This window comes from Brevibacillus jepli, from assembly GCF_047229145.1.
In the GTDB taxonomy this organism is placed as follows: domain Bacteria; phylum Bacillota; class Bacilli; order Brevibacillales; family Brevibacillaceae; genus Brevibacillus.
Window position 1 is genome coordinate 44,327 of the sequence record NZ_JBFEFW010000033.1, and the last position, 18,413, is coordinate 62,739.

Genomic DNA, 18,413 nt, shown 5'->3' on the forward strand with positions numbered 1-18,413 from the left:
ACAACTCATTCAAAGTTGCTCGTATATCTCTTTTTTGCGAAATTGGATTTCTCTCACTCAACCGTAGGTGTCTTAATGCTCCATCGAATTTATTCTACTTCTTCATTTCTTCAGTCTCTGTCTCTTTTGTTGCCTTTTCTACCTCAGACATTTCTGCCTCAATATCGATAATTTCCTTATTGTTTTCTGTTACGTTTCCAAACCAATCCTCCAACTTTTGGAGGGCATTATGCCTTACTGACTTGTCGATGTTTAAAGCGATTTGCCCAATGGCAAACATTAGCACAGCTAAATCATCCGTGTATCCAGCTGCAGGAATAATATCTGGCACTAGATCTACAGGAAAAACCAGATAGCCAAGCGCTCCGTATATTCGAGCTTTTGCCCACGGAGAAACTTTTGGGTTATCAAGAGCGTAGTAACCAAGAAGTGCAGTGTATACTACTTTTTTCCCTGCTTTGGCAGCATGCTTTGAAAGTTTCTCCCAAAATGATTGTTCTGAGTAATGCTTTTCATAGTCTTTCGGATCAAAGTTCACGCGAGTCCCTCCATGATTTACATGTTTATCATTACTAGAATATTTTTCCTGTTATCGAGCCCGTTAGGTTAATCACGCGTATAATCACTGCCTCGTTGTTTCTACTACTTCCGTTCATTATATATTGAAGTACGTAAAGGGGCACCCTGCAAAGGATGACCTTTTTTAAACACCTGTTGTTTTCTTTTCTATCAACTCACGAATCTTGGCGGATTTCTATGACCCGGCTATTTTTTCTCCCCTTGGTTGTCTACTGTTGGCGTCCGGTTCGACAGTGATGCCGATTTGATCAAAAGTCTGCCCTTCGGCGAGCTGGTAGGTCAGTATCCCGGATCCGTTTTCGTCCGGCTTGAATATGCCACCATTTTCCCTCGTGCTGTTTTTCAGCAGCCAAACCTGGTAAACCTGAGAACCTTTGACGCCGGGCAATTCGTGAACCTGCACCACCAAATTTTTCTCTGATCCCTGCTGGACAATATAGGCGATGCCGTTTGTTCCCGGGTGGCTTTGATTGGCTGCTTTTAAGGGAATCGCCGTTAAAATTTCAATGGGTATATTCTCGGCATGGCGATTTTTCACCTGTACATTCGCTATTCCAAGGCCAATAAACGCGAGCAACAAGACGGCCACGATACTGGTTGAAACTGGAGTGAACTGGCTTTTGAGCATCATGGCGAGCTTGCTCATCTTAGTCATAAATGTTTCCGTACCACTTTTCCTTTTGTGATCAAAAACAAACCCCAGCACCTCGCCTTTTAGCGATTCAGGCACCTCGATTTCAGTATAATCAAACGGCAGAGCATGCCAGGCCTGGGATAATTCCTGATATTCTTTCTTACACTCCGTACAATTCTTTAAATGTTCAGCAAAAGCCATGTGTTCGCTCTCCTTGAGCTCATTTGCTATATATGGAATTAGATGATCACAAACCCTTCTCATTTTATATCCTCCAGTTCCAGATGCTTCCTCAATCCTTTTAGAGCCTGGTGAAGCCTGCTTTTAATCGTGCCGAGCGGCTCTTGTTCCAGCTTGGCGATCTCTGAAAGAGAATACCCTTTCCAATAAAGCAAATCGATTAATTTTCTTTGCGCCGTCGGCAACTTGTTTTTCGCCATCGCAATATCATTCGTATTTACTCGTTGCTCGACTTCATTTGCAGGGTCGGCGATCTCTTCATGTTCGTCTTGCTGGTGTTGCGTATGCCTTTTCTCTTTGCGGAGGTAGTCAATGCATATATTGCGGGTAATCGTGAGGAGCCAATTTACAAAGCTGCCTTGGGCAGGATCGTAATGGCTGTTTGTTGTCCATAGCCTCAAAAAGACCAACTGAATAATCTCTTTCGTCTTATCCTCATTCCCATTGCAAAACTTCATAACGAAACCGTAAACAAGCTTAATATATCGATCATAGAGCTCTTCTAATGCGTGACCATTTTTTTCGTTTACCAATCGCATTAATTCCGCATCGTTATTTTCTTTCATGTGGCACTCCCTGCTTTTGGATAAAAATATATTGCCGTAACACTATTTTAAAAGTAAAGATGAGAACGACCGCGACTGATCGTTCCCTGGGCAGGCTTATTCAAATGCGGTTTCGCTGTTTACGACAAACCATACATCTTTTACTCCTTGTCCGTTTACATCCCCTTCTTGCTGGTCTTTCGCAAAATAATAGAGAGGAAAGCCTTTGTACGTAACCTGCTTCTTCCCGTTGTCTTCTCTTGTAATCGTATCGAAATCCTTTTTGTCAAAACCTTCCGGGACGGCGAAATCCTCTTGGGTAAATGCCGGCCAGTTTGCCAGACAGTCTCCGCTGCAATTGCTTTTTCCTGCTTCGTCCTTTTTAAAGTAATACAGGGCCCTTCCCTGTGGATCCGCCAGGTACTCTCCAGCTTTCTCATTCTCCAAAAGCTGGAGGCTGTCAGCCAGGGCTTGTTCCGATTTCGTTTGTTCTGTTTGGGCTTGATCGGGTTGAACCGTGTCTGTTTTTACTTCCGTGCTATTTCCACAGGCAGCCAAAGCAAAAATAATCGAAAGTATCGCAAGGGTAAAAACTGCTTTTTTCATGTATGTTCCTCCCGGTTTTTTAGATGTAAGACTCGTCCTTACTTCCAGCCCCATTTTTGAAAGATTTGGTGAGATTTTTCCGTTTTTAAATAGTCAATAAATTGCTGTGCCTCTTTTTTCTGATCAGTGATTTTCGTCAGGGCGATCGGCGTTCCACGATAGAGCTTTTCTTCTTCGGGCAGTTCGACCAGGTCAGTCACATCCTGGAGCCGGTAATGCCACGATTCATAGGTAATCCAGGCGTCCAGGCTGGAATTCGATTTCCATTGTTCAATGGCTTCGGCACTCGACCTTACAGAAAGGTTAATATTTTGGGAAATGCCTTCGATCAGCCCTTTTCTGCCTGCCAGGTCTTCCCACAGGCCAAGCTGGCCAGCCCCATTCACATCGATTATTTTTACTCCCTTTTTCGTTAAATCCTCCAGGCTTTCAATCTTCTTAGGATTTCCTTTCCTCACCAATATTCCTGCAGCACGCGGGTAAAGCTGTGTACGTGATTTCGTGTCGATCAGTTCGGGGTGGTTAAAGATGAAGTCCTGCAGCATATACTCGGAGCCACCGAAAATAATATCTGCATCTTGCTTTGCCTGGTCGATCCATTTGCCCTCTGGTCCGGCTGTTACTTCCACCTTCATGCCCGTTTCAGCTGAAAAATGTTCAGCAGCTTCCTTGATCGGTCCAAGTGGTCCACCGGGTCCGTACACCCGGATGACTTGATCACTTTGGCTGGAATTTGGTGTCGCCTGAGACGCTGGCTTACCGTCCATTTGTGCATAGGCTGACATTCCGGCAGCCGTAAAGACAGAGAGCAGTAGAGCTCCTAGGAACATGGTCTTCTTCATGAGTCTTCCTCCATTTCACACATGTTTTTTTACGGTACTATCAAAGGAAACGAAGGGAGGCTGTAAATGGTTTGATTGTAATCGCAAAATAGTTAGAAAGTTTCATACATCTATGGAAAACTCCGCACAACCTGCGCCAGCCTGGCTAGTTGTGTGGCGATCTTTTTCATGTTCTGACACGCAGCGGCTTCTTAGTCTCTCGCAGCAGTTTTATTTGAAATTGGGCTGATTTGAAAATTTGATCTCGGTATTATTAGCTCAAAGCACTGAATTTAGTTTTTTAACAAATACCTCTTCGATTTTCTTGATTTCTTTGTCAGATTCATTATCGTCGAGTTCTTTAATTTCTTTATAATTTGCGAAGTATTCATTTGGATCTTTCCTTTCTCGAATCGTTATATAACGGTAAATTAGCTCACGATGATCACCCACAAGATAAAGTCCAAGTAATTTTTCAAGAGTAAATCAAGGGCAACAAAGATCCTAGCAATCTCCGTCAAGGGCATACGCCTTATTTTAGATATATCTTTCGGACCATCGAAGTAGTAGTTATCGTTTATTAGATCTGTTTTTTCTTTTAAAGCCTCTTGAGATGTTACGTATGAAAAAGTTCGTTGCTGTTGTCTTTGCTGCTGTAATGGTTATGTCTGTGACTACTAGTGCTTTTGCTGTTGAACCTACCAGCGGTTGTATAACATGCTGGATTTTTACAGAATAAACACCTGTAATGTTTTAATAAATCGTCTGCTTTCCTCGCGCAGGAATTTCCAACTCCCTGTCCTATTTCATTAAGGAAAAGGAGATGATCTAATGATAGAAGTAAAGAAGATCGCTTATAAGAAATTAATTCATCAAGCATTCCTAGATCTAAAAAACAGTGGTGATTTTGACGAGGCCACCTTTTATAGAAATTTCCGTATAGCCCATGCATTCCATAATCTCGCAGAGTTTATCGTTGTAGATTTTGTTGGCTTCAATGAAGATGAATTTTGGGCTAGAGTCGACGCATTAGCCTCTCAATTTGATTTGCACCATTACAGAAAAATCTTCGATGAAGCCGTTACAGAAAGGTAAATTCCCAAGATTTCTGATGTCTTTTCATTGGAGAGATCGTCTTGTTTATCACATCGATTGTTGTGTTAATCTGTTGTCGCTTCGTCTTCTTTGAGACTCTATAGGTAGCAGTCTTCACATAGCCAGTTATCCTTGTGCTCTTTACTGTAGATAGATATCGTTTCTCATACCGCCAAGCAGATTGTTTTTTTTTCCCTTTGCTTTATGATGTTGATGAGAGGTGATAAATCATGAAAGTACACAATTGTCCTTCGTGTAATACCTACAGTAAAGAATGTATAATCGTCATCCAGAATGCACCGCATTTTTCGGAAGAGAGGCTGGTGCCAAACAATCTCAGTACTTGGAGCATCCTGCCCATTAGATTAGTGACGTATTGTCAGTCTATGACTGTATTCTCAGTGAACAATATTCCCTTATTGCTTTCTTCCTCAATGCTCATCTATTCCATGGAGGCATTAACATAAAGTATTAGACCGACACTCCTTATCTATCAAGGAATCCCGGTCATTTTAATCGCTAAATATATTAAAAAGGTATTAGAATCGATGTCGAATTGTATTCTTAAGGGACTCCTTAGCTCTTTATAGTCAAATCTTTTTCCAATGTTAATTCATGAAATGATTTCACACGTAGTTGTAAAAAAGGGGTGAACAATAATGTACAAGCCGAAGCTAACAATCCAATGCCACCCGCAAATAAAGCGAACCGTAAACCCATTGCCCCCCCTATCATCCCTCCAATTAACGAACCAAGCGGTAAAGAACCCCACGAGATAAATCGAATTATAGCATTCACGCGACCTTGCAGGGCATCGGGTACAATTACTTGACGTAAACTAACGGTACTAATGCTAAAAATTGAAACACCCATTCCGAAAAGAAGCTGTCCGATCATCATAATCAACGCAATACTTAATTCTGATCCTACTGCTATTGGAGCAAGCAAACCGCCACTTGCTGCGATCGTAGCGGAACCCACAATTGTTGGACCTACTCCAAAACGACGTACAGCCTTTTGGGCAAGCAGCGAGCCAAATAGGTACCCTACTCCTAGCGTTCCATAAATGATGCCAAGAATACTCGCACTGATTTTGAGTTCTTGCGATGCATATAGAACATAAACACTAAAAATAACATTCCAGGAAAGGTTAAAGACTGTTGAGCAGCGCACCACTCCCCACAGCAACGGTTTTGTGTAAACCGTATGCAGCCCTTCTTTCATTTCCAGCCACATGTTTTTTTGTTTTTTCGCATCTGTCGCGACTGTCTCCAACTTGCGAATCCGGGCTATGCACACAGCGGATACAAAAAAGGATACCGACGTGAACAATATTGCAAAAGGAGCGGTGATTAACTGTTCCAGTCCACCAGATAAACCCGGCCCAGCGATTTGTGCGGTAGATTTACTTGTCTCTAGTTTGCTATTCCCATCAACAAGCTGCTCCTTGCTCACAATCGAAGGCAAAAAGGATGTATAAGCAACATCAAAAAAGACAGTACAGATACCCACTATGAAGGCTACCACATATAAAACTGTCATATTCAGGAATCCAGTTAAAGCTGTCAGCGGCACAATGAGCAGTAATGCACCCCTGAAAAAGTTAGCGGCGACAAGAATTGGTCGCCGGGGAAATCTGTCTATCCATACACCAGCGAGCAAACCGAAAATGATAAATGGCGCATACTCGGCAAAACCAAGCAACCCCATTTGCATGGGACTGGCCCCTAAATAGAGAGCTGCGATTAATGGCATTCCTAATAGTGCAACCTGAGTCCCAAATTGTGATGCAGTTTGCCCAATCCAGAGCCTGCGAAAATCTGTGTTAGTTAACAATCCTTCCACCTTGTTACTCATGTTCGTTCCCCCATTTTTTGTCACAACTAATTGCCTTTTTTAGTATAGGGGAACTTACGTTTCAAGATCTTGCGTTTTCATTATCGCAAATGTTGAATGATTGATGATTCATTTTGTTATAAAGGCCTATGCCGGCTTTTTTCGCTTACCCTTTTTATTAAATAACCTATATCAATTACCCGAAAATTCTTCCATTATCCTACCGTTAGCGTAGAAAAAGTCAAAAGTAAATCAACAATATTTTGTGTTATCTCTGATAAATCTTCTCTGATTGTTACTTTGCTCCAATTTGTATTTGATCACTTAAATCCCCTCCCCTTTAACAAATCGTGTGTATTGTAAAATGCTACTTTGATGACGTTTAGCGCTCTAAAATATTTGAGAGATTTTTGTGAGAATTTTGTGAGACGCATTTGATAGGATGAATTTGCCCGTTGTAAATTTTCATTCTTATCCGTTGATGGAACGCCGTATGCGCTGAAAGGCGCCTGTACGGTGTAGGCTCGTTATAAACCAAGATAGAGAGAGGCATAAGACGAGAATAGCGTAATAGTCTCAGTACCTGAATGGGATGAAAACTTTATTGAATGGATACCAGTAGCTAACGCGAGTCATTATAGTGTAACGCTTTACAAGGATGGAAGCCCGGCTATAACGACAACTGCTTATCCAGGTGGAGAGAGGGTCGACTTTGACGTTTATATGCAGTCAACCGGTTCTTACACTGTTAAATATAAAGTTATCAGTTCGGACCCTACTCTTAATGGTAAAGAATCCTCTCCATCGGAACCAAGAGTAATTTAAGACTAGAGATTTTATTTCTACCCCTTAGGAAAAATCCAAGGGGGTATTTTCTTTCCAAAATAATTATCGTGTTAAATTAACTCGATCGTTTTTTACACATTTTGTAACTTCTTTTGATACCCCTCGTCTTATCACAGAGGGGTGTTTTTTGTGAAGAAGATAATGATTATCTTATCGATGATTTTTGGATTACTACTGCTTCTCGGGATAACGATTTTAACTGTACTATTTTTCAAAGTTGAGAGCGTGCTGATTATCGATAAGATTGGCTGATTTCATTCGCTACACAAATTGATAAACTGCTTCTCGAATGCCCCCTTAAACTATACAATTGGTAAAAATCAGGTTGTCAGGAGGGCTAAAAATCATGGAATTTTGGGCTCCATTCATATTCAAAATGCTGTTACTTATCGTCTTTTCTTTTGGAATATTGCTCATTGCAATTTTTCCATTGATTAGTAATGTGAGTAAGGTTTTTGCAACGATTAGTCTAGCTGGCGGATTGTTTGTAATCTTGCTCCTGCTATTCTTCATTTTCGAGAACCCCGCACTTAGATATCAGATCTTGACCTACGGTTTATCTCCCTGAGAATTGTGTATAGTCTCAGAAATAATTTATTGATTTCCACTTCAGTACTTAATACGATTTGCGAAAAAGGGTGTGAGCTTAAGTTATGGACCTAAACGAATATAAAGTTCGTTTTTCAAAACTAGTTTCACTAGAAGTTCTAGGTTTAAGTAATATCAAGGGGATTGAGCTTCTATATTATGGTGATCCGGACTGGGATCCTGAGCCACAATAAATCCAAACATGTTATTCAGAGCTTCCGTACCACCGACTTGCCTAGGCTTAACGAAAATGATCTCTTCGACGCGCGGATCGGTGAAGGCATCCAAGATTCCACGCAAATACGGCGTACGATCCGTGGACCACTGACCAGGTTCAGCTGATGTTTTGGTGTCCAGAATTCTGTACTTATCCGCCCATTCGGAAACAGTGAGCTTTTCATGTGGTTTCAGCACCTGCAGTGCGTCCATCAGCCACTCTGGCCAGTCAATTTTTCGCATCGTACACACCTCTTACGGACAACTGCAACAAAACCGCATTTGTCTGTCGTATCGGTGATATTTTGTTCGATGATGCACACCTGGTCAGGATCAACGTATGGTGCAATTTCCATCGCAACCTTTCTGCTATGCCCGGCCATTGACCTACGCAGGGTAACAAAAAAACGTTGGAGCTCGCTCACAACGTCATCCCGTTTAACATATTCACCGTTTGCTATGGCATTCTTCAAAGTGGCCGCTGCTGCCTGTTCCCTCTTCAACTCCGCTTCGTATCGAAGTTTCATTTGTGCGCGTGACTCATCTTCGCCGCTTGCTTTGGCACCTTCTCGTTCTACTCGCCAACGAATAACCTCACGTAAATCAAACCAGCCCGTTTTCACTTTCGGCAAACCTGATTTTGTGTAGTTCTGGAGGGTGTTTCGGTGGATGTCCAGCACCTCACATATTGCCGTGGAACTTAGGCACAGCCTGCCCTCAATCACTTTCACCGCTTTGCTGATATCCATTCCGAAATCACCTCCTCCATGCATAACATGCACAATGGTTTTTTTGACTTATACTCGGTTAGATTTCGGGGCTCGTTAGACCCGCATAGGGCCCACCCACTGGGAAGGACCCGCGGCCCTCAAATTCACAAGCGCTTGGGATTTTGACCGCATTACACAAAGCAAAAAAGCTGGACTCTTAACTCACCCGTTGCATCTGCACTTTTTGAAATCATCGACTTGTCGTTGCACCGAGCTTCCTGCTTTTGGGGGAATAGGAGGTATCGCTATTTTCATATGCGTACCTGGACTCCTTTTCAAAAATAAACCACAAGGCTGTAAATCAGTTAGTTCAAACCCACCTTTACTGCATTGCCTAACCTTGACTTTCCCTTCGATAACAGTCTTATCAGGCATGACCTTATCGGATGATCTTAGTTCTGCGTAGTGTTCACAGTGTCGGCAATTCAGGTTTTCCTCTTTTTTCGTAAATGGCCACAATATTAACACCCCCTAATAAAAATAGAAAAAGCACCACGATTGGGTGCTTTTTCTATTAATTAATTGTAAGTTTATACGGACTTGCTGTACCAAAATCAGATGGGCTATGTCCATAAACCTTGATATATACCTGATCACCAAGACCTAACTGGAGGCCAAGAACATCAGCACCACCTTGTCCAGAATCGGTTGGTGAATATGTATTTTTCACTCTTCCATTAGCCGAGATATAGATCACATCAAAATCATAGTTTTTATTCATTGGAGATTCTAATAGGATAGAGATACCCTCTCCAGTTCGATTATCATATTTGTACCAATCTACATCATTACTATCGGAAATTGTCTGGGAGGCGCTTCCGTATTTTTTGATAAGAACTGCCTCATTCTGGGTATCGCCATAACCATCACTAGCAAAGGCAGATTGAGCACTCATAGTCAACGCAACCAACACCATACTAGAAGACAATAGTTTTCTTAAAGTATTCTTCATTTTTTCCTCTCCTTTTTATCCAGTTCATTACAATTTTAGTATATTTTACTCCTTGTAAATTTTCAACATTATTACTCTTTTATTAATTGCATTGAAAGCAAAAACTTTATCATGCCTCGCTTACTAAGTTATGATCTTTCGGGAGCTTTTCTACAGAATGATTTTCAGCGAATGTAAAAGCCACCCGATAGACCGGATGGCTCCCATGTTTCGCTGTTCATAATTTATTTATGGTTAGGTATCTCGCGCTATTGCTTTACTTCATTTGCGTCATAGTCTCTCTGAGTTGCTGTACCTGGAGAAATCCATCATCTGTTTCCAAACAATTATATCTCCGTACTTATCATAAATAATAATGTCCTCAAAGAATGTTTTTTCATCCTTTTTAGTTTTGTCATCTTTATATATTGCAGTTAGTTTTCTTGTGTGTAAGGTTGCCCTACTTTTCCTTTAAAAAGCTCCTCTAACTTCTCGGCGGTATTATCATGATGTAGTAAATCAGGATGAGACTTTTCTTTTGCGTTCAGTTCAGAAATAATCTCTTCCACTGCAGCACTTAATTTACTGATGATATGTGAAGTTTCAATTGTAGGGTGTTTCTTTTGGTATTTTTTAAGCTTATCAATTAATTCAATATTTAATTTAGTTGAATAATCCAACAAATTATTTCTTATTGCACTATAGGCTTCTTTTTGTTCTATTATCACAGAAGTCTTATTCATATAATATTCAAGACCAACTTGATGAGGGATCCATATTCGGTCTCTAAATGCTTCAAATAATGAAATCAGTGCTTCCTGTGTAGACAATGAGTTATCTAAATAAATCCAATAAAACGTTCGTGTCAAAAACAAAGACACAATCTTCCCATACTTTTTTCAACTGATTTTCATTTGGTCTGATGAAGTAACTAAAACTCTCTCTCATTTATATCCTCCATCTTTTAAGTATTCCTTGTCAATTATACTAGGCTACTTTTGGAAAAGCATTCTCTGGAACATCACTAATAATTGAAAACCACTATACCTCATTAATGACATTGATTGAATATATATCGTATATGAAAATAAGCCGCCCGGTTCTTCACCCAAGCGGCTTATTCATTGCGTGTAGCCTTAGATTTGCTTTCAAAAACCGTCAAAAGCGTCAGATATGTCAACCTGTTAGGTAACCTCAACAAATTTACTAATTGTATGGGGATTGACTCCACACTGGGTATCCATCGGAAGAAAAAAGCCCCCTTATTAGTAAACGTGGCAATCAATTCTTAATCATAGCTTAGCAATCTTTTTCCTATTAAATCCTCTGCATTATAGTCTCCAGGCTCTAATTGAAGAGTTATGGATTCTATGGGACTAATGTATTCCCGTCCATTAACCAATGCAACTCCTTTTACATTATAATGCTTTGAATTATCGGATTCATCATGAAGAACTTTAGCCTTTAGATCGCCATTGGGCTTTCCTTCGATAGCAACTATATTCGCAACTTTGATAAAGAAAGCTGTTTTGACCTCAATTGAAAACATATTCACCCTCCTCAATTCCCTAATTCATCAAATTGTTGTCTCAAATCTCTCAATCTATTAATTGTATCTCTTGTTTCAATATTCGCAATGCCGTATGCTTTTCTGTATTTTATTAGTTTTTCTGCAGCTTCAATTTCCACGGTAAGTACTGTTCTTCGCGTTTGGTCGGGGATTTTCCCTGTTCTATATTGCGCAGTATGAATAAACTCTTCGAATACAGCAGAAGTCGTTGGATTCTGCCTTAATTGTATTGTTTTCTCATTCCAAGTGACAGCCTCTGCCCCACGGTAATTTAAATATCTTATTGCTTCTTCTGACTGGTCAATTATTCCCCCCTGTTTTTCAAAAGCCTTTTTCATCCTATCAAATTTAGCTGGATCCATAGAACTAGTGGAATCCCCGGCGCTTCTTGTAAGACCTACACCTGTCCTCTTCTTTCCTTTTCTTGCAGCATTCACTAAGTCCTTAATGTTTTTACTTCTCCCCAGCGTAAGTGCCCTCAAGGCAAGTCCACCAATTGCAATTCCATCCGCAAGATCAACTTTATCATCCCGCAATGTATATAAATCTTCTTGCATTGGCTCGCTATAGCCTTCCCTAGCAAACACTTCAATCCCCTTTGGTAAATCCTCTGCTGCCTTCTTCAAACCTTTTGGCAAATCATTTGCGGCTTTCTCCAAAGCGCTTGGCAACTCACTTGCTGCTTTTTGCATCGCAGCAGGAACGTCTCCCAGCATCGAGATTCCTTTGACGAAATTATCCCACATGCTTGGCTTTTCCTGTGGCTTCTCACAAGCTGGTCCTTGTCCAAAACCAGAAGCCGACGCCCCGCTATTTGCTGGTGACTGATTTCCGATCGTCACACCACCCAAATCCTGCCCGTCATCTTCAATCTTGATCTGCCCACAATAGAAACACATATTTGTTGATTTATTTAGCAATGCCGGATGGCCAACCATTTTGTCCGCTTTCCCATCTATCCATGGCATTGTCGTCAGAGGTGTGCACGGCATCTGCTTTTCTTTTTCTTAAAAAACGCCATTTCGCCAACCTGTCAGGAGCCTAACAATTCCTCGCTGTACAGCTCCCTTGCCAAACGATTCACAATGTCACGTTGTATCTCGTTAAGCCGTTGGCGTGATACACCTACGTGTCTGGCAATGCTGTTCATACGCATTCCGTCCATCATGCAATCCAGTACTGTTCGGTGCTTGCAATCGCCCAAGCCGATAGCGAAATCATTGATCTGCCGCACCTTGTTTTCAAGACTTTTCATTCGCTCGATTCGCTTTTCATACCGTTCTTCCGGAATGGTTAAGGTGGAGAGACGCAACCCTTTCCCGCTCGGCATACCTGCTGCGTCACCATAAGTAGCAACTAATTTCTGCTGGATTGTCGGATTGGAAATGATCACATTATCAATATTCTTTATGCCATTTATTTACATTTTCTTTTGCTGTTATGTGCTAACTATAAATGTAACAAACCATATGAACCTAACCGGATTATTCAACAATATTGTTCTGATACCTGTAAAAATACTGAAAAAAGTTGACGGCAAAGGCTAAGGAAGACAAGTAAATTCAATAAATAAAAACTCATTTATGGAGGTTGATTAGAATGAAGGGACGTTTCAGAAAACGTGGTTCAACATGGTCATTTGCGATTTCATTGGGCACAGATGAAGCAGGGAAACGAAAACAAATCACTAGGTCGGGCTTTAAAACGAAGAAGGAAGCCGAGATAGCTTGCGCTTAGATGATAACAAAATATGAGAGTGGTGGCCTGGTTATCTCGAAAGAACAAACCCTCTCCGATTATCTAATCTTTTGGTTGGAGAACCATTCGAAGTCAACTTTGAGGACATCTAGCTATACCAATCATGAGACTGTCATAAATTGCAGGATCATTCCTGTCCTTGGAAAAATCGAAATGGACAAGCTTACACCGATTTCATGTCACCAAGTACCTCACTGAATTACAGAAAGAAGATTTGTCTGCCAACTATATCAAATACATCCATGCTGTATTCAAAAAGGCCCTAAACCAAGCAGTAAAGTGGCAGTCATTCCTAAAAACATCATGGATAACGTTGAGCCCCCTCGGCTCACACAAAAGGAAATCATCACCTGGACACCTGAGCAAGCAAATGAGTTCTTATCTTATGCCGAAAAAGATAAGTATTATATTGCGTTCGTACTGGCTATCTATACTGGCATGAGGCGTGGAGAAATCCTCGGCTTACGCTGGAAAGATATTGACTTTGAACAAGCTAAAATTAGCATCCAGCAAACTCTCTATCGGCCTTCTAATCAAGGCATCATCTTTCAAGAACCAAAGACTAAAAGTGCAAAGCGACGAATTGCAATCCCTCAGTTTGTATTACATGAATTGAATCGACATAAGGCAAAACAAAACAAATTACGCCTTCAATTTGGCGAGGGCTACGAGGATAATGATCTAGTTGTCTGCTACGATGACGGCCGACCACAAGACCCTCGCAACCTACTGAGACACTACGAACGAATCACGAAGAAAAGCGGACTCCCAGTCATTCGTCTTCATGATCTACGTCACACTCACGCCACTATGTTATTACAGATGGGTGAACATCCCAAAGTCGTATCTGAACGTCTTGGGCATAGCCGGGTTGGAATTACGATGGACGTCTATAGCCACGTGATGCCAGACATGCAAAAAGATGCTGCTGACAACTTCGAGAAAATGATGAAACAGAAGCGCTCCAAATAACTTTAGTTGAATAAAGGTTGTCAAAATGTTGTCAAGCGACAACGTAGAGGGATTATGTTGTCAGGGTGGATGGACGTGGACATAAGAAAAACCCTTGATTACCAAGGGTTTCAGTGTTTGTACTATGGTGATCCGGACTGGGTTCGAACCAGCGACCCCCACCCTGTCAAAGGGAAACAACGCTTTGGCTGCAACCTGTTATAGTCTGATGAAAGCTTATTTTATTAGGCTTTTGAGCGATACCCTTCGGTTTTGTTAGGAACCGTTATGATGATTGGGGACGAATTTCGTCCCCAATTCGTCCCCAAGTGTCCGTCGGATTTCTTACAGATATTGAAAGCAAAGACCCGTCTCCGATTAATGCAGAGACGGGTCTACAGCTTCTTATTTGTTGAGCCACTCCATATACGAAATCATCTGTCCGGGATCAAGCCTTGATTCTTTGGTGTAAATTTTATCTGGGGGCCCTATCTGAGATGTCAAAAATACGAGTAAGTTGTCGAACTGTTGGTAATCACCGTTTCCAACCGAGATTTTCAATATTTTTCGGTTGTAGGTAACAACGTACGTGGTTCCAGTACTCTCATCTACAAATTGTGCTATGGCCTCTGGTTTTTTAAAAACAACAAAAATAGCTCCCATAATCCTACTTCTTACATCCATTGAATCTAATGAGGTAAGTACATTTGACACGTTGCTCTCCCCTTTATAGAATTACGTCAATGATTGCATCCATCTGAATCCACCGGCTCTCCTTATCGTTCACCAGTTTAACCCGCCGGCTGTTTTGATCAATCCACTTGATCACGCCCCACATGCTGCAGATTTTGCCCAAGTCCTCTTTGACTGGCTGCCACCAGGTGATGGTGATTGCATAGTCCTCGCGGGCTGAGTCTCGGATCAGGAAATGAAATGACTCCAGCTCGTCTTGCTCCAGCACTGGCATCTTTACCAGCTTTACGTCTTCCTGGTGCTGCAGGTACTGCTCGCGCTGCTCTGGCAGCACAAATCGGGATGCTGCAAACATATTGTCTATTTTGCTCGCCATGGATGATGGACTCCCCTTTCCCAGGCTTCCAGCAGCTCGATTTTGTCCGGCTGCATGCGGTCCCATTCGATATATTCTTCACCGCCAACACTTCCAGGACAGTCATGATGCCGCCGCAGTCCCTGCCGGTCTTGATGCACAGTTCATCCACTGTTGGCATGCGTCGGCGCCCAAAGGAAAAGTTGGAAATGATACGCAGCACCTTTCGCTCAATATCAGACAGCATGTCGGGTCACCACCGGGGCGACTGCGAGGATGTTGGCGATTGTAAAGACGCGGTTCGCCCGGCGAGCGAAGCAGTACGCTTTGACCCGGTCATCGGTTATTGCGTGCAGCCGCAAGGTTCGCTTGCTCGTCTGGCCGCGACGATCGAGGTAGATAATCTCCACAAGCTGGTCAGCATTGAGGTATCGTTGTAGTTGGCGGCGCATACTCATCACCCGTTCAATTTGTTGATACACGGACAATCTTTGCAACGTCGATCCAGACGCTATCGTGCATGCTCTCCAACCGAATGCGGCGGTTGGATGTGTCGATTTTCCTCACGACGCCGCATACTTCCCGAATCTCCCCGAGCTACTCTTTGACCTTCACCGGATGCCACCAACGCACGGTGACGGTTTTACCCTCTTTCTGACTCTCGTAAGCGTCAAATAAGTCCCACCTTCAAATTACAGACCGCACTTTGAGATAATCTCCTCAGAATCAAGCGAGGAGGGTGTAGATGATGAAAACGGATCTCCGTAAGCAGTGGGAGGCACGAATCAAGGATTATCGCGCCAGCGGTCTTACCGCTGCGAAATGGTGTGCGGAAAATGAGGTTACCACCAGACAGCTATGGTATTGGCTGCGGAAATTTCGGGATTCTAAAGAATCCTCTGTCCATCCGCCGAAATGGATGGAAGTCAACGTGGACAAACCACAGGAGAACTCAGAATCCCCGTTACTGGTCAAAGTAGGTGCGGCCGTGATTGAAATCCGCCCCGGCTACAATCCCTCACTCCTGTCCGACGTGGTTCGGACGCTCCAGGCCTTATGCTGAACTCCATCCAGATTGATCGGGTCTATCTGGCATGCGGCTTCACCGATCTGCGAAAATCCATTGACGGTCTGGCGGCGCTCGTGCAGGAAGGCTTCAGACTGGATCCCTTCTCTCCGTGCCTGTTCGTGTTCTGCAATCGTGACCGCAACAAGCTCAAAATCCTGTACTGGGAGCATAACGGCTTCTGGCTCTTCTACCGCCGTCTTGAACGCGGTACGTTCCAGTGGCCAACGGGCAATGGAGAACCGGTAACGGTCTCCAGCCGCGAACTGCGTTGGTTGCTGGATGGACTTTCACTGAGCCAGAGGCAAGCGTATCCGCCAGTCGCAGCCCGCACGGTCATTTAACGGCCATCGTTTGTGATTTCGGCAATCTTGGCGGCAGGGATTATTGCTTCTTCCGCGAATACGTAAGATATGAAAAATCGAACGGAAATGCAAACCTCTCCAACAGAAGAGTACGCCGCAATCATTGCCAAACAGGATGCACAAATTGCCGAGCTCACAGCCAAGTTGAAATGGTATGAGGAGCAGTTTCGACTTGCCCAGCAGAAACGCTTCGGCTCTTCAAGCGAGAAGACGCATCCGGATCAATTGGAACTACAGCTGTTTAATGAAGCGGAAGTGTTGGCGACCCCTGTCTCACAGGAACCAGCTATCGAGACAGTCACATACAGCCGCAAGAAGACGGCTGGCAGCCGCGAGGCCAAGCTGGAATCGTTTCCTGTGGAAACGATTCTGTATGAGTTGCCCGAGGCTGAACAAGTTTGTGCGTGCTGCGGCGGTGCGCTTCATGTGATGAGTACGGAGACGCGAAACGAAATCACGGTCATTCCGGCAGAAGTGAAAGTGCTGCGCCATGTGCGTCAGGTGTATGCCTGCCGTCACTGCGAGCGTGAGGAAATCCACACACCCATCGTGACGGCTCCTATGCCAAAGCCCATTTATCCGGGAAGCTTGGCTTCCCCTTCGATCCTTGCGTATGTGATGAGCCAGAAGTATGTGGACAGCCAGCCGCTATACCGACAGGAGCAACAGTTTGCTCGTCTGGGTCTCACCCTCTCGCGGCAGACGCTTGCCAACTGGATGATCTTCGGCGCAGAGCAGTGGCTTTCGCTACTGACAAACCGTATGCATGAGCATCTGCTGAACCAGGACATCGCGCATGCCGACGAAACGACATTGCAGGTGCTGTGTGAACCGGGCAAGTCAGCGCAAGCACAGTCCTATCTGTGGTTGTACCGAACCGGACGCATGGGACCACCCATCGTTCTATACGATTACCAGCCAACGCGCGGCGGCGAACATCCCCGAAAGTTTCTGGCGGGATTCAATGGCTACCTGCACGTGGACGGTTATCCTGGCTACCACAAAGTGTCCGGTGTGACGTTGGTCGGATGCTGGGCACATGCGCGCCGCAAATACGACGAGGCGCTGAAGGCGCTGCCTGCTTCGCAAGACAAAACCGAAACAGCTGCCTGGGAGGGACTCCAGTTCTGCAATCAGCTCTTTACCATTGAGCGAGAATGCAAGGATGCCACTCCCCAAGAACGCTATGCCATCCGAATGGAGCGCAGTCGCCCTGTTCTGGATGCTTATTTGGCATGGCTGCGCAAGCAGCGATCCCGTACCTTGCCGAAAAGTCTGCTTGGACAGGCGATTGCTTACAGCTTGAATCAATGGGACAAGCTGACGGCGTTCTTGAAGGACGGGCGACTGGAGATTGATAACAACCACAGTGAGCGCTCCATCAAGCCTTTTGTGATCGGAAGAAAGAACTGGCTGTTCGCCAATACGCCACGCGGTGCAAAGGCCAGTGCGATCATCTATAGTGTGATTGAAACGGCAAAAGAGGATGGACTGAACCCCTTCAAGTACTTGATGCTCTTGTTCGAGCAACTCCCGCAGCTTCCCGATCCGAAAAATCCAGAAGCGTTGGACAGTTTACTCCCTTGGTCTCCATCGCTACCCTTGACCTGCCGTTTGTTCAAATCTTGATTCCAGCATCGATCAGCCCACATCTTGGCGACAAGGTGTGGGCTATTTGACGCTTACCTTTCTAATCAAATTGTAAATTAGTAGGTTGAGAGTTTACACAAAATATTTTATAGACTCACGGGTGGTTATGATTTGTTGACTTCCAACATCCGAAGCAGCATCACCGTCGCTTCTGCGCGGGTTGCGATTTCGTTTGCTACAAAACGGTTTCCTCCCCGCCCATCGACAATGCCAAGTTTGCGGATCGCTTCGACTGCACCTTTCGCCCATTGTGGAATCACTTCATCATCGGCAAAGCCGGTTGACATGCCGGGATTCG

24 protein-coding genes are annotated in these 18,413 nt (G+C 43.7%); 8 read left to right on the forward strand and 16 right to left on the reverse strand.

Going from position 1 to position 18,413, the window contains the following annotated elements; translation table 11 throughout:
• Positions 1-94: 94 nt before the first annotated feature.
• The 5 genes from AB1L17_RS26320 to AB1L17_RS26340 form a co-directional block, all read right to left on the reverse strand.
• Positions 95-538, reverse strand: a complete 444-nt coding sequence (locus tag AB1L17_RS26320; RefSeq protein WP_412847886.1) for a YkvA family protein — start codon at positions 536-538, stop codon at positions 95-97.
• A gap of 216 nt (positions 539-754) precedes the next feature.
• Complete coding sequence (locus AB1L17_RS26325) at positions 755-1,414, reverse strand: anti-sigma factor (RefSeq protein WP_486599053.1); 660 nt, start codon at positions 1,412-1,414, stop codon at positions 755-757.
• 59 nt (positions 1,415-1,473) lie between these two features.
• Complete coding sequence (locus tag AB1L17_RS26330; RefSeq protein WP_412847884.1) at positions 1,474-2,019, reverse strand: RNA polymerase sigma factor; 546 nt, start codon at positions 2,017-2,019, stop codon at positions 1,474-1,476.
• 96 nt (positions 2,020-2,115) lie between these two features.
• The gene (locus AB1L17_RS26335) at positions 2,116-2,604 is read right to left on the reverse strand and encodes a hypothetical protein (protein WP_412847883.1); all 489 of its coding nucleotides are present in this window, start codon (positions 2,602-2,604) and stop codon (positions 2,116-2,118) included.
• Positions 2,605-2,642: 38 nt separating this feature from the next.
• Positions 2,643-3,446, reverse strand: coding sequence for an extracellular solute-binding protein (locus AB1L17_RS26340; RefSeq protein WP_412847882.1), 804 nt, complete (start codon positions 3,444-3,446; stop codon positions 2,643-2,645).
• A gap of 810 nt (positions 3,447-4,256) precedes the next feature.
• On the opposite strand from AB1L17_RS26340, the gene AB1L17_RS26345 reads away from it, so the two are divergent.
• Positions 4,257-4,520, forward strand: coding sequence for a hypothetical protein (locus AB1L17_RS26345; protein WP_412847881.1), 264 nt, complete (start codon positions 4,257-4,259; stop codon positions 4,518-4,520).
• A gap of 576 nt (positions 4,521-5,096) precedes the next feature.
• On the opposite strand, the gene AB1L17_RS26350 is transcribed toward AB1L17_RS26345, so the two are convergent.
• The 8 genes from AB1L17_RS26350 to AB1L17_RS26385 all read right to left on the reverse strand — a co-directional run bounded on the left by AB1L17_RS26350 (position 5,097) and on the right by AB1L17_RS26385 (position 12,670).
• Positions 5,097-6,377, reverse strand: coding sequence for an MFS transporter (locus AB1L17_RS26350; protein WP_412847880.1), 1,281 nt, complete (start codon positions 6,375-6,377; stop codon positions 5,097-5,099).
• A gap of 1,548 nt (positions 6,378-7,925) precedes the next feature.
• On the reverse strand, positions 7,926-8,249 hold the full coding sequence (locus tag AB1L17_RS26355) for a phage terminase large subunit family protein (RefSeq protein WP_412847879.1): 324 nt from the start codon (positions 8,247-8,249) through the stop codon (positions 7,926-7,928).
• Positions 8,219-8,755, reverse strand: a complete 537-nt coding sequence (locus tag AB1L17_RS26360) for a hypothetical protein (RefSeq protein WP_412847878.1) — start codon at positions 8,753-8,755, stop codon at positions 8,219-8,221. Before AB1L17_RS26360 ends, AB1L17_RS26355 begins: the two co-directional genes overlap by 31 nt.
• Before the next feature lie 535 nt (positions 8,756-9,290).
• Complete coding sequence (locus tag AB1L17_RS26365) at positions 9,291-9,728, reverse strand: hypothetical protein (RefSeq protein WP_412847877.1); 438 nt, start codon at positions 9,726-9,728, stop codon at positions 9,291-9,293.
• Between the two features lie 413 nt (positions 9,729-10,141).
• Positions 10,142-10,582 (reverse strand): PIN-like domain-containing protein, encoded by a 441-nt coding sequence (locus tag AB1L17_RS26370; RefSeq protein ID WP_412847876.1) that lies wholly within the window; start codon positions 10,580-10,582, stop codon positions 10,142-10,144.
• A gap of 413 nt (positions 10,583-10,995) precedes the next feature.
• Positions 10,996-11,256: a hypothetical protein gene (locus tag AB1L17_RS26375; RefSeq protein ID WP_412847875.1), complete on the reverse strand. Its 261-nt coding sequence runs from the start codon at positions 11,254-11,256 to the stop codon at positions 10,996-10,998.
• Positions 11,257-11,267: 11 nt separating this feature from the next.
• Positions 11,268-12,215, reverse strand: coding sequence for a hypothetical protein (locus AB1L17_RS26380; RefSeq protein ID WP_412847874.1), 948 nt, complete (start codon positions 12,213-12,215; stop codon positions 11,268-11,270).
• A 95-nt stretch (positions 12,216-12,310) separates the two neighbouring features.
• Entirely contained in the window at positions 12,311-12,670 is a 360-nt protein-coding gene (locus AB1L17_RS26385) for a hypothetical protein (RefSeq protein WP_412847873.1), read from the reverse strand.
• 206 nt (positions 12,671-12,876) lie between these two features.
• Here AB1L17_RS26385 and AB1L17_RS26390 point away from each other — a divergent pair, with 206 nt between their 5' ends.
• The 3 genes from AB1L17_RS26390 to AB1L17_RS26400 all read left to right on the forward strand — a co-directional run bounded on the left by AB1L17_RS26390 (position 12,877) and on the right by AB1L17_RS26400 (position 14,007).
• Positions 12,877-13,014, forward strand: a complete 138-nt coding sequence (locus AB1L17_RS26390; protein WP_412847872.1) for an Arm DNA-binding domain-containing protein — start codon at positions 12,877-12,879, stop codon at positions 13,012-13,014.
• The gene (locus AB1L17_RS26395) at positions 13,015-13,233 is read left to right on the forward strand and encodes an N-terminal phage integrase SAM-like domain-containing protein (RefSeq protein WP_412847871.1); all 219 of its coding nucleotides are present in this window, start codon (positions 13,015-13,017) and stop codon (positions 13,231-13,233) included.
• An 81-nt stretch (positions 13,234-13,314) separates the two neighbouring features.
• A complete protein-coding gene (locus AB1L17_RS26400; RefSeq protein ID WP_412847870.1) occupies positions 13,315-14,007 on the forward strand; it encodes a site-specific integrase in 693 nt (230 codons plus the stop codon).
• A gap of 384 nt (positions 14,008-14,391) precedes the next feature.
• On the opposite strand, the gene AB1L17_RS26405 is transcribed toward AB1L17_RS26400, so the two are convergent.
• Both AB1L17_RS26405 and AB1L17_RS26410 read right to left on the reverse strand, forming a co-directional pair.
• Positions 14,392-14,700, reverse strand: coding sequence for a hypothetical protein (locus AB1L17_RS26405; RefSeq protein WP_412847869.1), 309 nt, complete (start codon positions 14,698-14,700; stop codon positions 14,392-14,394).
• Between the two features lie 13 nt (positions 14,701-14,713).
• The gene (locus tag AB1L17_RS26410) at positions 14,714-15,055 is read right to left on the reverse strand and encodes a YolD-like family protein (RefSeq protein ID WP_412847868.1); all 342 of its coding nucleotides are present in this window, start codon (positions 15,053-15,055) and stop codon (positions 14,714-14,716) included.
• A gap of 158 nt (positions 15,056-15,213) precedes the next feature.
• Here AB1L17_RS26410 and AB1L17_RS26415 point away from each other — a divergent pair, with 158 nt between their 5' ends.
• The 4 genes from AB1L17_RS26415 to tnpC all read left to right on the forward strand — a co-directional run bounded on the left by AB1L17_RS26415 (position 15,214) and on the right by tnpC (position 18,094).
• Positions 15,214-15,474 (forward strand): hypothetical protein, encoded by a 261-nt coding sequence (locus AB1L17_RS26415; RefSeq protein ID WP_412847866.1) that lies wholly within the window; start codon positions 15,214-15,216, stop codon positions 15,472-15,474.
• A 305-nt stretch (positions 15,475-15,779) separates the two neighbouring features.
• Entirely contained in the window at positions 15,780-16,097 is a 318-nt protein-coding gene (tnpA, locus tag AB1L17_RS26420; RefSeq protein ID WP_412847865.1) for an IS66 family insertion sequence element accessory protein TnpA, read from the forward strand.
• Positions 16,091-16,444, forward strand: coding sequence for an IS66 family insertion sequence element accessory protein TnpB (tnpB, locus tag AB1L17_RS26425; RefSeq protein WP_412847864.1), 354 nt, complete (start codon positions 16,091-16,093; stop codon positions 16,442-16,444). The genes tnpA and tnpB overlap by 7 nt, the downstream gene beginning before the upstream one ends.
• A gap of 87 nt (positions 16,445-16,531) precedes the next feature.
• Positions 16,532-18,094: an IS66 family transposase gene (gene tnpC, locus AB1L17_RS26430; RefSeq protein ID WP_412847934.1), complete on the forward strand. Its 1,563-nt coding sequence runs from the start codon at positions 16,532-16,534 to the stop codon at positions 18,092-18,094.
• Positions 18,095-18,219: 125 nt separating this feature from the next.
• Here the strand turns inward: tnpC and AB1L17_RS26435 are convergent.
• On the reverse strand, positions 18,220-18,413 hold a 194-nt coding region (locus AB1L17_RS26435; protein WP_412848892.1), incomplete at its 5' end, for an S-layer homology domain-containing protein.

Coding starts and splice junctions, on each gene's coding strand:
- AB1L17_RS26325 (WP_486599053.1), bottom strand. CDS start 1,414: ATGGCTTTTGCTGAACATTTAAAGAATTGTACGGAGTGTAAGAAAGAA.
- AB1L17_RS26330 (WP_412847884.1), bottom strand. CDS start 2,019: ATGAAAGAAAATAACGATGCGGAATTAATGCGATTGGTAAACGAAAAA.
- AB1L17_RS26335 (WP_412847883.1), bottom strand. CDS start 2,604: ATGAAAAAAGCAGTTTTTACCCTTGCGATACTTTCGATTATTTTTGCT.
- AB1L17_RS26340 (WP_412847882.1), bottom strand. CDS start 3,446: ATGAAGAAGACCATGTTCCTAGGAGCTCTACTGCTCTCTGTCTTTACG.
- AB1L17_RS26345 (WP_412847881.1), top strand. CDS start 4,257: ATGATAGAAGTAAAGAAGATCGCTTATAAGAAATTAATTCATCAAGCA.
- AB1L17_RS26350 (WP_412847880.1), bottom strand. CDS start 6,377: ATGAGTAACAAGGTGGAAGGATTGTTAACTAACACAGATTTTCGCAGG.
- AB1L17_RS26355 (WP_412847879.1), bottom strand. CDS start 8,249: ATGCGAAAAATTGACTGGCCAGAGTGGCTGATGGACGCACTGCAGGTG.
- AB1L17_RS26360 (WP_412847878.1), bottom strand. CDS start 8,755: ATGGATATCAGCAAAGCGGTGAAAGTGATTGAGGGCAGGCTGTGCCTA.
- AB1L17_RS26365 (WP_412847877.1), bottom strand. CDS start 9,728: ATGAAGAATACTTTAAGAAAACTATTGTCTTCTAGTATGGTGTTGGTT.
- AB1L17_RS26375 (WP_412847875.1), bottom strand. CDS start 11,256: ATGTTTTCAATTGAGGTCAAAACAGCTTTCTTTATCAAAGTTGCGAAT.
- AB1L17_RS26380 (WP_412847874.1), bottom strand. CDS start 12,215: ATGGTTGGCCATCCGGCATTGCTAAATAAATCAACAAATATGTGTTTC.
- AB1L17_RS26390 (WP_412847872.1), top strand. CDS start 12,877: ATGAAGGGACGTTTCAGAAAACGTGGTTCAACATGGTCATTTGCGATT.
- AB1L17_RS26395 (WP_412847871.1), top strand. CDS start 13,015: ATGATAACAAAATATGAGAGTGGTGGCCTGGTTATCTCGAAAGAACAA.
- AB1L17_RS26410 (WP_412847868.1), bottom strand. CDS start 15,055: ATGGCGAGCAAAATAGACAATATGTTTGCAGCATCCCGATTTGTGCTG.
- AB1L17_RS26415 (WP_412847866.1), top strand. CDS start 15,214: ATGCGTCGGCGCCCAAAGGAAAAGTTGGAAATGATACGCAGCACCTTT.
- tnpA (WP_412847865.1), top strand. CDS start 15,780: ATGATGAAAACGGATCTCCGTAAGCAGTGGGAGGCACGAATCAAGGAT.
- tnpB (WP_412847864.1), top strand. CDS start 16,091: ATGCTGAACTCCATCCAGATTGATCGGGTCTATCTGGCATGCGGCTTC.
- tnpC (WP_412847934.1), top strand. CDS start 16,532: ATGCAAACCTCTCCAACAGAAGAGTACGCCGCAATCATTGCCAAACAG.